Origin of the sequence: Parasphingopyxis marina (genome assembly GCF_014237875.1) — a bacterium.
Classification (GTDB): Bacteria; Pseudomonadota; Alphaproteobacteria; order Sphingomonadales; family Sphingomonadaceae; genus Parasphingopyxis; species Parasphingopyxis marina.
In genome coordinates this window covers 576356-588524 of the sequence record NZ_JACJVJ010000002.1, presented here as the reverse complement: position 1 = coordinate 588524, position 12169 = coordinate 576356, and the positions used below count along the sequence as shown (strand labels likewise).

Below are 12169 nucleotides of genomic sequence, written 5' to 3'. Positions count from 1 at the left end.
TGGTAGCATGTTGCCCCTCGCCGTTTAACCGAAGATGAATTGGCCGCAGGCGTGCGACCGGCTATGGGCGGGCTGCGATGGATGACGGTGAATTTCTCGACAAGCTGCGGGCGGCGCTCGGCGAGGGCGGCGTCACCGCCGATCCCGCCGATCTCGAGCCGTGGCTGACGGATTGGCGCGGCCGGGTAACGGGCAACGCGCTGGCATTGGTGTCTCCCCGAAACGCTGGCGAGGTTCAGGCCGTGGTGCGACTGGCGGCGGCAGCAGGCATCCCGATCGTACCCCAAGGAGGCAATACCGGGATGGTCGCGGGCGGCGTCCCCCGGCCCGGCGATCGGGCGATCGTCCTCTCGCTGCGCAAGATGAACGCAATCCGCGGCATCGACGCTGGCGATAACAGTCTCGTCGCCGAAGCCGGCGTGATATTGAGCGAAGTCCATCGCGCGGCGGAAGAGGTCGGTCGGCGGTTCCCGCTTTCGCTGGCCGCCAAGGGCAGCGCCACGATCGGCGGGCTGGTCTCCACAAATGCCGGTGGTACGCAAGTGCTGCGCTTCGGGCCGATGCGGTCGCTGATCCTGGGTATCGAAGCAGTTCTGCCCGATGGCAGCCTGTTCGAAGGGCTTTCCTCGTTGCGCAAGGACAATCGCGGTTATGATCTGCGGCAACTGCTGGCGGGCGCCGAAGGGACGTTGGGGATCGTTACGGCGGCCAGCCTGAAACTGGTTCCTGCCGCCCCGCACCGGATCGTTGCCTGGCTGGGACTGGGATCGGCCTACGATGCATTGTCGGGTTTGCGCGCACTCGAAGGTGCGGTCGGCGATGCGGTCGAAAGCTTTGAACTCGTGCCCGCCAACGCGTTGGCGCTCGTCCTCAAACATATTCCCGATACGCGCGCGCCGCTTAGAAGCGACCATGACTGGCACGTCCTGGTCGAAATGCGGACATCGGGGGACGTTGCGATGCTGCGCACCATAGCCGAGACCGCGCTCGCTACGCTTCTCGAAGACGGCCTGATCGCCGACGCGGCGATCGCCGAAAGCGAGGCACAGGCCGAGGCCTTCTGGAAACTACGCGAAACCATTTCCGAAGCCGAGCGGATCGACGGAACCGGGGCGAAGCACGATGTTTCGGTTCCCGTTTCGGCAATGCCGGGTTTCATCGAGAGCACGGCTCCGCAGGTAGAAGCCGAATTTCCCGGCTGCCGCGTTATAGCCTTCGGTCACCTCGGCGATGGCAACGTTCATTTCAACGTTCAGCCGCCAAAGGATGCCGCGCCCGGCTGGGTCGCGGAAACCGGCGTACTGGTCAGCCGCTTCGTCCATGATCGCGTGCGCGAGGTTGGCGGGTCGCTCTCCGCCGAACATGGTATCGGCCAGCTCAAGCTCGAAGAATTCGCGCGCCTTGCCGAACCGGCTCGCCTCGCCGCGATGCGATCGATCAAGCACGCGCTCGATCCCAAGGGCATCATGAACCCCGGCAAGCTCGTTCCGCTTGCGAATCCCGGCGAGAATTCATAGAGGGCAGGGCGATCAGGGCTGCTGCGCGAAGCGGCGGCCTACCGTAATTCCGGCCACAGGAGATATTTCATGGCTAGCGCTGCCCCGCAGCAGAATTTTCCGCTGTTGTATAATGATGTCGTTCCGCTCTCGAGCCAGCAGCATGGAAACTACAAGCTGCAGATCCGCCCGAAGCTCCCCTTTCTTACCGGAACCCATGCCGTTCCGGTCACCATCGATGAATTCGTGGTCATCCAGCGCTATATGCCGATCGTGTTTTCGTCCGGCGAAAATCCGGTACCGCTCGCGCTGATGGGGCTCAATCAGGGCGTGAACGTCTTTCTCAACGATGACGGAACGCTGATCGACGGCCGCCCGGTTTACATGCCGGCTTATGTTCGCCGTTACCCGTTCCTGCTCGCGCGCCTGACCGAGGAATCGCAGGAGCTTTCGCTCTGCTTCGACCCGACGACGGATATCGTCGGCGAACACGAGGAGGGGGATCCCCTGTTCGAGGGCGCCGATGCGAGCCAGACGACGAAGGATTTGCTGGGCTTTTGCGAGCAGGTCGAAACGTCGGGCCACCGTACGGTCGCGTTTGTCAAGGAACTGCAGGATGCGGACCTGCTGATGGAAGGCGAAGTGTCCATCGACACGCCGACTTCGGACAAGCCGTTCGTCTATCGCGGTTTCCAGATGGTCAACGAAGAGAAGCTGAAAGAGCTTCGCGGCGACCAGGCCCGCAAGTTCGTCCAGAACGGTATCATGCCGCTCATCTATGCGCACATGATGTCGTTGCAGCTGGTCCGCGATATTTTCGCCATGCAGCTCCAGCAGGGCAAGGTTCCGCCTCAGCCCGACGCCAACGTGCCGCAGGGCGTCGTCGAGCCGAGCTAAAAATCGAGCTTTTCCGGGGCTTTGCGGCGAAGCTTGAAACCCTGCGCAATCGTTAATATCTTGGGGGGGCAGCCGGTTGCGTGCCCCCCTTTCGCAACCGGATGTGGGCGCGCCGAAAGGCGTGTTCCCTCCCTGAACCTGGCCGCCTCGCGCTCCCCTGCGCGGGGCGGTTTTTTTTGTTTATTCCGCCGCGAGGGCGTCTGGCGGGGACAGGGCTTCTTCGGAAAGCCCTTGTGCTACCGCCTCGACCAGCGTGATCATGCGCGCCGCGCCGGGCGCTGGCTTGTCGAGCGCTTGATCGAGATACAGCGAACGGCAGATTTCCAGCTGCAATGCATGGATATCGCGTTCAGGTCGGCCATGCCGGGCCAGAATATGGCCACCTGCATAGGGTGCGTTGCGCGCGGTGCGAAAGCCCTGTTTGCGGCAATGCAGGGATATACGGGCTGCGAAGGCCGGGGCCGCACTCTGGCCGTCGCGATCCCCGATCACGATTTCCGCCGGTGCCTGGCCTGATTTCGGCCGGAGCGGCGGCATCGAATGGCAATCGAGCAATATCGCGACGCCGAACAACCGGCGAGCCGCATCCAGAGCGTCTGACAGCGTCGCATGATAGGGACGATACGCGGTCGCGATACGGTTGGCGAGATCGGCAGCGGCGATCGGCTGGCGATAGATATTCCCATGCCGCGCCAGGCGCCGCGGCACGAGTCCGAGCCCGCCGCGAACCTTGGCGCTGGCCTCCAGGCCGGCGCGCGCGGGCTGCGGAATAATCATTTCGGGGTCGATTTCGCGTTCCGACCGGTTGAGGTCGATCCAGGCCCGCGCGACATTGCCGACAATCACCGTGAAGCCGCTTTCGGCAAGCGGCGTCACCAGCATATCGACATGACGGTCTTCGAGCGCGCGCAGCCTCTCTTCGCCGATACGGGCATCGTGCAGCAGCCTGGCGGGATAGAGCCGGCCGGCATGCGGCACCGAGAGGATCACCGGGAAAAGCGGTTTTTCCGGGCCGAGCCGGATGACGGGATCGGCGGCTGGCGGATCGGGCGCGCGGCCTTTGTCTAGCATGGGCTTGGCCTATTATTCCGCCGCTCCGAACGCAAGCCCGCCAAAATTTCGCGCAAAGACTGGAAAATCTTAAGGGCTGTTGACTATAAGGGGGCTCGATGCGCCGGGGGAGGCGTGGACGCAATAATGGGACAAGCATGATCCGTATCCTTTTGGCAGAGGACGACACGTCGATGCGCGAATATCTGAAGCGCGCGCTCGAACGCACCGGTTATGAAGTCGATGCGGTCGATTCGGGCCTGTCGGCCCTGCCTCTGCTGAAAAGCGAGACCTACGATCTGCTGCTCACCGACATCGTGATGCCGGGCATGGACGGTATCGAGCTCGCGCAGGAAGCATCGACCATCGCGCCGGACATGCGCGTCATGTTCATTACCGGTTTTGCCGCAGTGGCGCTGAAGAACAACAAGACGCCGCCAAACGCCCGGGTTCTCTCCAAGCCTTTCCACCTTCGGGATCTGGTTCTGGAAGTCGACCGGATGTTCGAGGTCGGTGACGCTTCGGGCCTTCAGTAAATCCGAAAATCAGCGGTTGCGCCTTTGCGCGACCTCGCCTAAATGGCCCGTCTCGTGGGCGCGTAGCTCAGTGGTAGAGCACTGTGTTGACATCGCAGGGGTCGCTGGTTCAATCCCAGCCGCGCCCACCATTTTCTCCATAAATCCGATAACATAAGTCTAGAACTCGACGCCCTCGGGATAGGCGAGGGAATCGACCGAGCGCATCACGCCGTCTTCGTGGCTCGACCAGACGGTCAGCGTGCAGTGGTCCGCGGCCCAGGTCTGTTCGAGGATTTCGCGCCAGCCATTTTCCGGCATCGGATAGATGTTGAGCAGCTCGATCGTGAACTCGTTGATGCCCTCTTCGAGCCGGAATCGGTGGTTATTTTCCGCCGGCCCGAGCATCGCCATCAGCTCCGATTGGGATTTGCCCACGAACTGGTTTGCCGCCCCGGGCGTTTCGCAATCGGCTTCCGCCCAATCGAGATGCGGGGTTTCGGTTTCGGTGCTTTCGGCGGCGCAGGAGCGGAGAAGGCCGAAGGAAAAGCCGGCGATGATCAGGGCGGGCAACAGCGAACGCGCGGTCAATCCTGCCATCTTTCGCCTCCCTACCAAACTGGTGAGGGGCCATCACGGCGTCCGGCCGGGTCGCAAAAAACCGGATGAACCATGATGGCCCTGGAGAGGTCGAGCCCGAAGCTTTCGCTCCCCGGAAGCCGTTATGGGGAAGGCGCATGAATAGGCCTGTGACGGAGGTCACAGGATTTCATGGAAGGGTTTCTCAGACGATTTCGAACAGGCCCGCCGCGCCCATGCCGCCCGCCGTGCACATCGACACGACGACATAGCGCACGCCCCGCCGGCGCCCCTCGACCAGCGCATGGCCGACAAGCCGGCTGCCGGTCATGCCGAAGGGATGGCCGATCGCGATGGCGCCGCCGTCGACGTTGAGCTTTTCCGGATCGATGCCCAGCGTATCGCGGCAATAGAGGCATTGGCTGGCGAACGCTTCGTTGATTTCGAACAGGCCGATTTCATCCATGGCAACGCCGGTGCGTTCCAGCAATTTGGGAATCGCGAACACAGGCCCGATGCCCATTTCCTCCGGCGCGCATCCGGCGACCTGGAAACCGCGATAGATGCCGAGGATGTCCTTGCCCTCGGCCTCGGCGGTCGCCCGGTCCATCAGAATCTGCGCCGAAGCGCCGTCGGAAAGCTGGCTGGCGTTGCCGGCGGTGATGTTCCTGCCTTCCTTGATGACGGTTCCGTCTTTCCAGACGGTCCTCAATCCCGCCAGCCCTTCGGCGGTCGTTCCGGCGCGCAGCCCTTCGTCGTGGCTCACCGTGACCGTCTCCATGCCCGCCTTACTGCCGTCCTTTTCATAAAGCTGCTTTTCGACGGTGATCGGCACGATTTCCTCGGCAAGGCGCCCGGCTTCGGTCGCGGCGACGGCGCGCTGCTGGCTCATCGCGCCGAATGCGTCCTGCGCCTCGCGGCTGATGCCATAGCGCTCCGCGACGATCTCGGCGGTCTCGATCATCGGCATATAGGCGTGCGGGACGTGTTCGATGACGGATTCGTTGATGTAGCGCGGCGCATCGGCGGTTACAGTATGGGTGATGCTCTCCATGCCGCCCGCCATGGCGACATCCGTCTCGTCGCAGATGATGGCGCGGGCGGCGAGCGCCACTGCCGTCAGGCCCGATCCGCATTTCCTGTCCAGCGTGAAAGCGGGAATCGTGTCCGGAAGCCCGGCGGCGAACAAGGTCATCCGGCCGAGATTGGCGCCCTGCGTACCCCATTGGTTGCCGGCACCGAAAAAGAAATCGTCGATACGCTCAGGGTCTACGCCCGCGCGCTCGATCGCGGCGTTGACGACATGGGCGCCAAGCGCCGGTGCTTCGGTGGCGTTGAACGCGCCGCGATAGGCTTTGCCGATCGGCGTGCGCGCCGTCGAAACGATGGCGGCTTCGCGCATGTGAATTCCTCTTCCCAAACTGTCTTTAGATTACCCAATGCTCGTCATAGGCCTTGCGACGTTTGATGACCATTTCGTCATGCAGCGCGCTGACCGTGTCGCTCGCCGTTCGCTTGAAGAGGAAGGGGAGGATGCCATGTACGAAGCAGAGAAAGCCCGCGGCCATCATGCGAAGCCCGAAACCGGATGCGGTGACGAGATGTTCGCCATAGCTTTCATCGACTTCGTTCAGATGCTCGGTAATCGGATTGGCCATCATATTTTCCGTTGTTGCGGGCTGGCGGAGCCACGCTCCTAAGACATGTTCGTGGCGAAAGCACGGCCCGCTCGCGCCGTTTATGGGCAAAAGCCGCACCGTTTGCCGCTGCACAAGGGACGCCATCGGGTGGATAAACTCATATCTTCTTAACCATCTTTCCGTTAGAATCCCGAGCCATGGGGACGGTGATAGACTTTGAGACCGGAGCGGTGGCGCAATTGCAGCGCCGCGTGGCACAGGCCGAGGAAGACAATCGCGACCTGCTCGCCTTCGCGCACGGCCATTCGGGCGCGACGGCGGCGATCCACAATGCCGTGCTCGCGGCAATCGAGGCCGACGGACTGGATCACCTGCTGCACATCGTGACGCAGCAATGGCCGGATATCCTTGGCGTCGATGCGGTGAGCCTTGCCCTTTATGTCGGCGATCGCGGCGTGCGTGCCGATATTTCCGGCATGCAGTTCGTGGAGCGGGCGATCATCGAGAAAGCGGCCGGGGAGATCGAGGGCGTCTTGCTGCGCGCTTGCGAACAAGGCCACCCGCTATTCGGCCCGTCTTCGGCGCTTGTGCAGGCCGAGGCGTTGGTCCGGCTCGACAATGCCGCGCCGCTGCCTTCGGGGCTACTGGCGCTCGGTCAGCGCGAAAGCGAAGACTTCGAGACCGAACATGGCGCGGACCTTTTACGCTTCTTGGGAGACAGCCTCGCCCGGCTGATCGGGCGTTGGCTGCTGCCCTGACCCTCGATAACCACTCCGCGTCCCGCCTTGCCGAGGATTGGGGCGCGCATCTTCGCCGTGACCGGCGACGTTCCCCCCATACCGTTCGGGCCTATGTCGCGACCGCACATCGGTTGATCATGTTCCTGGGCGAGCACTTCGCAGAAGCGGTGTCGCCTGCCAGTTTGCGCAAGATCGAGGCCGCCGACTTGCGCGCCTATCTGGCGCGACGCCGTGGTGACGGGCTCGCCAACCGGTCTACGGCGCGCGAGCTTTCCGCCATCAGGGGGTTTTTGAACTTTGCTGCCGAGCGATCGGGTGAGGATGCGGCTTTGCCCCGGGTCAAAGGGCCAAAGCTCAAGCCCGGCGTGCCACGCCCGGTATCGCCGGACGAAGCGCTGGCGCTGGCCGAAGATATCGCGGCCCAGGCCGACGAGCCATGGATCGGCGCGCGCGACTGGGCGGTGCTGCTGCTGCTCTATGGTGCGGGCTTGCGCGTCGGCGAGGCATTGGGGCTGACCGGCGCGGTATTGCCGCTGGGCGAGACACTGAGCGTGACCGGCAAGCGGGACAAGACGCGGATCGTGCCGCTGCTGCCCCAGGTGCGCGAGGCGATCGAAAATTACGTGAAACTCTGTCCGTGGCCGATCGGCCACGACGACCCTGTATTTCGGGGCGCGCGCGGCGGACCGTTGGGCAGCGATATCGTACGCCGGGCGGTGCGCGGCGCACGGGTGCGGCTCGGCCTCTCGGGCCGCACGACGCCGCATGCGCTGCGCCACAGTTTTGCGACGCATCTGCTGGCGCGGGGCGCCGACTTGCGTTCGCTTCAGGAACTGCTCGGCCATGCCAGCCTCAGCTCGACGCAGATATATACGTCGGTAGACGCGGCGCACCTGCTCGACGTTTACCGCCATTCCCATCCGCGGGCCTAGCGCGGTTCCCCCATTAGCGTGGCTTCCACGTCGCCACGCGATAAAGATAGCCGCCGATCAGCAAAGCCAGCACGACGTTGGAGGCGGGATTCAGATAACGCCCGACCGCCGCGTATTGGTCACCCAGCATATAGCCCGCCGTGGCGAGAAGAGCGGTCCATCCCAGGGTGCCCGTTGTCGACCACAGGAGAAAGGGCAAGGCACGCATCTCGAACAGTCCGGCCGGAATCGAAACCAGAGAGCGGATGGTCGGCACCATCCTTCCCAGACAGACGAACCAGCGATCATAGCGATCGAACAGCCGGTCGCCGCGCTCGATCTCTGACCAGGTCAGCGTGAAGAACCGGCCATGCCTTTCGACAAGCGGCTTGAAACGGTTCTTGCCGATGCGTCGTGCCAGCGAGTACCAGAAAAAATTCCCGGCCATCGCGCCAGCGGTTCCTGCGAGAATGCCGCCCAACAAGCTGATCGATCCGCGCTGGGCTTCGAGCCCGGCGAGCGGCATGACGATTTCGGACGGGATCGGCGGAAAGACGGTTTCGAGCATCATCATCAGGGCTATGCCGGCATAGCCCGATTGCTCGATCCATGACGCGACCCAATCGGCCAAATGTCAGACCTTGGCCTCTATCGCATCCCAGATCTTCGCCGCCGTATCGGTGCCGTTGAACGCATCGATCGAGACGATGCCGGTAGGAGAGGTAACGTTGATCTCGGTCAGCTTGCCACCGATCACGTCGATGCCGACGAAGAGCAGGCCGCGCTTCTTGAGTTCCGGTCCCAGTGCCTCGCAGATTTCGAGTTCGCGCGCGCTGAGTTCGGATTGCGCGCCCGATCCGCCGACCGCGAAGTTGGAGCGGATTTCGCCCGCCTTGGGGAGCCGGTTGACGCCGCCGGTCGCTTCACCGTCGACAAGAATGATGCGCTTGTCGCCCTGCGCCACGTCCGGAAGGAAGGCCTGAACCATGAACGGTTCGACCCAGACCTGGCTGAAAAGCTCGGTGAGCGCGGGAAGGTTGCCGTCGTCCTTGCCGATTTTGAATACGGCGGTGCCGGCATTGCCGTAAATCGGCTTGATAACGACCTCGCCATGCTCGCGCTGAAAGGCGCGCACGTCCTCCAGATTGCGTGTGATCAGGGTCGGCGGCATGAATTCCGCGAAATCGAGAACGAAGATTTTCTCCGGCGCGTTACGGACCGAGGCGGGATCGTTGACCACCAGCGTGTCGGGATGGATGCGCTCAAGCAGATGCGTTGCTGTGATGTAGGAAAGATCGAAAGGCGGGTCCTGTCGCATCAGCACGACGTCGATGTCCGATTTAAGGTCGATCCTTTCCCACTCGCCAAATTCGTAATGATCGCCCTCGACGCGCTGAACGGTTACAGGCCGCGCCCGCGCCGTCAGCGTGCCGTCCGCATTGTAGCAAAGATCGTGCACGCCATAATGCCATAGGCGATGACCGCGCGCCTGCGCCGAGAGCATGATTGCGAAGGTCGAATCCCCCGCGATCTTGATCGATTCCATGGGGTCCATCTGGACCGCGACATTGAGCGACATTCGCGTCTCCTGTTCGGATCAGAGGGATAGCGCAGCGTGGCCGGCAATCAACCGCAGACATGCTTTACCCCAGCCAAGCATTTTCGATGTGCTGCGGCCATTTGCCCCGCGCGATCAGAATCACGTCGATGCGGATATCTTCGTCACGCGCCGCGAAACGGGCGCTGAGCATTTCGGCGGCGGCGGCAACCCGGGCCAGGCGGCGTTCGTCGATGGCGAGGGAAAGCTCCGCTTCGGTGTCGCGTGTCTTCACCTCGACAAAGGCGATGGTGCGGCCACGCTTCGCGACGAGATCGACTTCGCCACGCGGCGTGCGCAGGCGTTTGCCAAGGATGCGATAGCCTTTCAGCCGCAAAAACCAGGCGGCCAACCATTCGCCCCGCCGTCCCCGCCGTTCGGCCTGCTCGCGCGTCAATCGCCGCTTCTCAGGGCAAGGGCGCGGTCGTAAAGATCGCCGCGCCGGAGACCGAATTTCGTCGCGACCTCGCCTGCGGCTTTGCCGACCGGCAGGCGCTCGAGCGCGTCGGCAAGCGCGGCATCGATCTCGGTATCGCTTGCTGCCGCCGCTTCGCCCGGCGGTGCGATAACGATGACGATCTCGCCCTTGGGCGGCGTTTCGGCGTAGCGGGCGGCAAGCGCGCCGAGCGTGTCGGTCACCGTTTCCTCGAAGGTCTTGCTGATCTCCCGCGCGACTGCCGCTTCGCGCTCGCCAAGGCCTTGCGCGAGCGCAGCAAGACTTTTGCCGAGCCGCGGGCCGGACTCGTAGAACACCAAAGTCGCGCGGACGGCGCCGAGCTCGGCTATTGCGTCATCGCGCGCCTTGGCCTTGGCCGGTAGGAATCCGGCGAACAGGAATCGGTCGGTCGGCAGCCCGGCCAGAGTGAGTGCGGCGATGGCGGCACAGGGGCCGGGGATACTCGTCACCATATGGCCTTCGGCGCGCGCATCGCGGACAAGCTTGTAGCCCGGATCGGAAATCAGCGGCGTGCCGGCATCCGACACGAGCGCGATGGCCTTGTCGGCCATCTGGGCGACGAGCCCGGGCCGCACCTTTTCGGCGTTGTGATCGTGATAGGCGGCAACCGGTTTGCGGATTCCGAGATGATTCAACAGCTTGGATGTCACCCGGCTGTCCTCGGCAAGGATCAGGTCGGCGCTGCGCAGCGTCGTTTCGGCGCGCGCCGATACGTCTTGCAAGTTGCCGATAGGCGTGGCCACGATATAAAGGCCCGGGTTCAGGGTATCGTTCATCAGGATTCTTGTCATGGCACTACAGCGGCTCGGGGGGCAACGGCCCTCGCTACTTTTCCGGCTTGGCCTCATCGTCGGCACGCTGGCGCTCGCGGGCTGTCAGACCATCCTCCCGGGATCGGGGAGGCCCGACGAAGGCACGCAGCAGCCGGACATCACCCAGGGCATTCCACAGGATGAACAACGCCAGCGCGTGGCCCTGCTCGTTCCGATGTCGGGCAACAATGCCGGGGTCGGCCAGTCGATCGCCAATGCGGCCAATATGGCGCTTCTCGATACCAATGCGGATCGCGTGCGCATTACCACCTATGACACCGCCGGCGCCGGCGGCACGACCGCAGCCGCGAACCGGGCGCTTTCCGATGGCAACCGGCTGTTCCTCGGGCCGCTGCTCGCCGAGAATGTCCGCGCTGCAGCGCCGGTCGCGCGCAGCGCCGGTTTGTCGATGATCGCCTTTTCGAACGACAGCAGCGTTGCCGGCAATGGCACCTATTTGATGGGTTTTACGCCGACCCAGTCAATCGCGCGGGTGACGAGCTTTGCGGCTGGTCGCGGTGCGCGGCGTTTCGCAGCGCTCATCCCCGAAGGTCTTTATGGCCAGCGCGCGCTCGAAGCCTATCGTCAGGCCGTGCGCGATGCCGGCGGCACGCTGGTCGCGACCCGCACCTATTCGCGCTCGGGTCGCTCGCTCCAGCTGGCCGTCACCCAGCTTAACGGGGAAGGGGCCTTCGATGCGGTGCTTATCGCCGATAGCGGCACCACCGCGCGCCAGGCGGTTACGATGCTGCGCGATCGCGGCGCGACCAGGGCGCAGATCCTCGGGACCGAACTCTGGAACAACTCGCCCGATCTTGCTCGCGATCCGGCGATGCACGGCGCACTGTTTGCGAGCGTGCCGGACAGGATGTTCCAAACGCTGAGCAATCGTTATCGCTCGCGGTTCAGCGCCGATCCCTACCGGCTTTCCAGCCTCGGTTACGATGCCGCATTGCTCGTCGTGCGAATTTCGCGCGGATGGAATATCGGACGGCCGTTCCCCGTGAGCGAATTGACCGACAGCGACGGATTCACCGGCGTGGACGGCGCTTTCCGGTTCGGGAGCGACGGCATCGCCGAGCGGGCGCTCGAGGTGCAGCAGATCGGCCCCGGCGGTTTCACCGTGGTGTCGCCGGCGCCGAACGGCTTTGGCGGCTAGATCAGAACGCGCTAATCCCGGTAGCGGTCGGGATATCCCTCGCGGCCATAGCAATCGGGATCGAGACGACCGCGCCGGTCATAACCGTCGCAATCGCCGTCGCGTTCGATTTGTGAGCCGATAGCAGCACCTGCGGCCGCGCCGACAGCGGCGGACGTCTCGTCGTCAAGATCGGTGCTGGCACCGACGACGGCGCCGGTCGCAGCGCCAACCGCCGCGCCTTCAACCGCATAATTGTCAGCACAGGCGGAGATCGCGAGCGCGGAGGCGCAGGCTGCTGTGGTCAAAATCATCTTTTTCATGGTGAAAACTCCTT

The 12169-nt window shown here is 63.6% G+C and carries 15 protein-coding genes and 1 tRNA gene; 7 read left to right on the top strand and 9 right to left on the bottom strand.

Features of this window, described 5'->3' with window-relative positions:
- The first annotated feature begins 77 nt into the window (after window positions 1–77).
- Complete coding sequence (locus H6P80_RS11600; protein ID WP_185801530.1) at window positions 78–1517, top strand: FAD-binding oxidoreductase; 1440 nt, start codon at window positions 78–80, stop codon at window positions 1515–1517.
- A gap of 69 nt (window positions 1518–1586) precedes the next feature.
- On the top strand, window positions 1587–2393 hold the full coding sequence (locus H6P80_RS11595; protein ID WP_185801529.1) for a SapC family protein: 807 nt from the start codon (window positions 1587–1589) through the stop codon (window positions 2391–2393).
- A 180-nt stretch (window positions 2394–2573) separates the two neighbouring features.
- On the opposite strand, the gene H6P80_RS11590 is transcribed toward H6P80_RS11595, so the two are convergent.
- Window positions 2574–3464: an N-formylglutamate amidohydrolase gene (locus H6P80_RS11590; protein WP_185801528.1), complete on the bottom strand. Its 891-nt coding sequence runs from the start codon at window positions 3462–3464 to the stop codon at window positions 2574–2576.
- Between the two features lie 137 nt (window positions 3465–3601).
- On the opposite strand from H6P80_RS11590, the gene cpdR reads away from it, so the two are divergent.
- Both cpdR and H6P80_RS11580 read left to right on the top strand, forming a co-directional pair.
- Window positions 3602–3979 carry a cell cycle two-component system response regulator CpdR gene (gene cpdR / locus H6P80_RS11585; RefSeq protein WP_185801527.1) on the top strand — a complete coding sequence of 126 codons (378 nt, stop codon included), beginning with the start codon at window positions 3602–3604 and terminating at the stop codon, window positions 3977–3979.
- A gap of 56 nt (window positions 3980–4035) precedes the next feature.
- Window positions 4036–4110 (top strand) — tRNA-Val (locus tag H6P80_RS11580).
- Between the two features lie 28 nt (window positions 4111–4138).
- Here the strand turns inward: H6P80_RS11580 and H6P80_RS11575 are convergent.
- The 3 genes from H6P80_RS11575 to H6P80_RS11565 form a co-directional block, all read right to left on the bottom strand.
- Window positions 4139–4558: a hypothetical protein gene (locus tag H6P80_RS11575; protein ID WP_185801526.1), complete on the bottom strand. Its 420-nt coding sequence runs from the start codon at window positions 4556–4558 to the stop codon at window positions 4139–4141.
- 184 nt (window positions 4559–4742) lie between these two features.
- A complete protein-coding gene (locus H6P80_RS11570) occupies window positions 4743–5939 on the bottom strand; it encodes a thiolase family protein (RefSeq protein ID WP_185801525.1) in 1197 nt (398 codons plus the stop codon).
- Window positions 5940–5964: 25 nt separating this feature from the next.
- Entirely contained in the window at window positions 5965–6195 is a 231-nt protein-coding gene (locus H6P80_RS11565; RefSeq protein WP_185801524.1) for a DUF6356 family protein, read from the bottom strand.
- 179 nt (window positions 6196–6374) lie between these two features.
- On the opposite strand from H6P80_RS11565, the gene H6P80_RS16535 reads away from it, so the two are divergent.
- Entirely contained in the window at window positions 6375–6935 is a 561-nt protein-coding gene (locus H6P80_RS16535; RefSeq protein WP_235973873.1) for a DUF484 family protein, read from the top strand.
- The gene (locus H6P80_RS11555) at window positions 6920–7849 is read left to right on the top strand and encodes a tyrosine recombinase XerC (RefSeq protein WP_407947246.1); all 930 of its coding nucleotides are present in this window, start codon (window positions 6920–6922) and stop codon (window positions 7847–7849) included. Before H6P80_RS16535 ends, H6P80_RS11555 begins: the two co-directional genes overlap by 16 nt.
- Before the next feature lie 13 nt (window positions 7850–7862).
- On the opposite strand, the gene H6P80_RS11550 is transcribed toward H6P80_RS11555, so the two are convergent.
- From H6P80_RS11550 to rsmI, 4 genes are all read right to left on the bottom strand, one after another.
- Complete coding sequence (locus H6P80_RS11550; RefSeq protein WP_235973872.1) at window positions 7863–8459, bottom strand: DedA family protein; 597 nt, start codon at window positions 8457–8459, stop codon at window positions 7863–7865.
- 3 nt (window positions 8460–8462) lie between these two features.
- Window positions 8463–9407, bottom strand: coding sequence for a glutathione synthase (gshB, locus tag H6P80_RS11545; RefSeq protein ID WP_185801521.1), 945 nt, complete (start codon window positions 9405–9407; stop codon window positions 8463–8465).
- Window positions 9408–9471: 64 nt separating this feature from the next.
- Window positions 9472–9822, bottom strand: a complete 351-nt coding sequence (locus H6P80_RS11540; RefSeq protein WP_185801520.1) for a YraN family protein — start codon at window positions 9820–9822, stop codon at window positions 9472–9474.
- On the bottom strand, window positions 9819–10658 hold the full coding sequence (rsmI, locus tag H6P80_RS11535) for a 16S rRNA (cytidine(1402)-2'-O)-methyltransferase (protein WP_185801519.1): 840 nt from the start codon (window positions 10656–10658) through the stop codon (window positions 9819–9821). Before rsmI ends, H6P80_RS11540 begins: the two co-directional genes overlap by 4 nt.
- A 13-nt stretch (window positions 10659–10671) precedes the next feature.
- Here rsmI and H6P80_RS11530 point away from each other — a divergent pair, with 13 nt between their 5' ends.
- On the top strand, window positions 10672–11853 hold the full coding sequence (locus tag H6P80_RS11530) for a penicillin-binding protein activator (RefSeq protein WP_185801518.1): 1182 nt from the start codon (window positions 10672–10674) through the stop codon (window positions 11851–11853).
- An 11-nt stretch (window positions 11854–11864) separates the two neighbouring features.
- Here H6P80_RS11530 and H6P80_RS11525 read toward each other — a convergent pair whose 3' ends face one another.
- Window positions 11865–12155, bottom strand: a complete 291-nt coding sequence (locus H6P80_RS11525) for a YMGG-like glycine zipper-containing protein (RefSeq protein WP_185801517.1) — start codon at window positions 12153–12155, stop codon at window positions 11865–11867.
- Window positions 12156–12169: the final 14 nt, after the last annotated feature.

Bases quoted from the DNA above. Each gene is read 5' to 3' on its own strand.
- H6P80_RS11600 (WP_185801530.1), top strand. From the start codon at position 78: ATGGATGACGGTGAATTTCTCGACAAGCTGCGGGCGGCGCTCGGCGAG.
- H6P80_RS11595 (WP_185801529.1), top strand. From the start codon at position 1,587: ATGGCTAGCGCTGCCCCGCAGCAGAATTTTCCGCTGTTGTATAATGAT.
- H6P80_RS11590 (WP_185801528.1), bottom strand. From the start codon at position 3,464: ATGCTAGACAAAGGCCGCGCGCCCGATCCGCCAGCCGCCGATCCCGTC.
- cpdR (WP_185801527.1), top strand. From the start codon at position 3,602: ATGATCCGTATCCTTTTGGCAGAGGACGACACGTCGATGCGCGAATAT.
- H6P80_RS11575 (WP_185801526.1), bottom strand. From the start codon at position 4,558: ATGGCAGGATTGACCGCGCGTTCGCTGTTGCCCGCCCTGATCATCGCC.
- H6P80_RS11570 (WP_185801525.1), bottom strand. From the start codon at position 5,939: ATGCGCGAAGCCGCCATCGTTTCGACGGCGCGCACGCCGATCGGCAAA.
- H6P80_RS11565 (WP_185801524.1), bottom strand. From the start codon at position 6,195: ATGGCCAATCCGATTACCGAGCATCTGAACGAAGTCGATGAAAGCTAT.
- H6P80_RS16535 (WP_235973873.1), top strand. From the start codon at position 6,375: ATGGGGACGGTGATAGACTTTGAGACCGGAGCGGTGGCGCAATTGCAG.
- gshB (WP_185801521.1), bottom strand. From the start codon at position 9,407: ATGTCGCTCAATGTCGCGGTCCAGATGGACCCCATGGAATCGATCAAG.
- rsmI (WP_185801519.1), bottom strand. From the start codon at position 10,658: ATGAACGATACCCTGAACCCGGGCCTTTATATCGTGGCCACGCCTATC.
- H6P80_RS11530 (WP_185801518.1), top strand. From the start codon at position 10,672: ATGGCACTACAGCGGCTCGGGGGGCAACGGCCCTCGCTACTTTTCCGG.
- H6P80_RS11525 (WP_185801517.1), bottom strand. From the start codon at position 12,155: ATGAAAAAGATGATTTTGACCACAGCAGCCTGCGCCTCCGCGCTCGCG.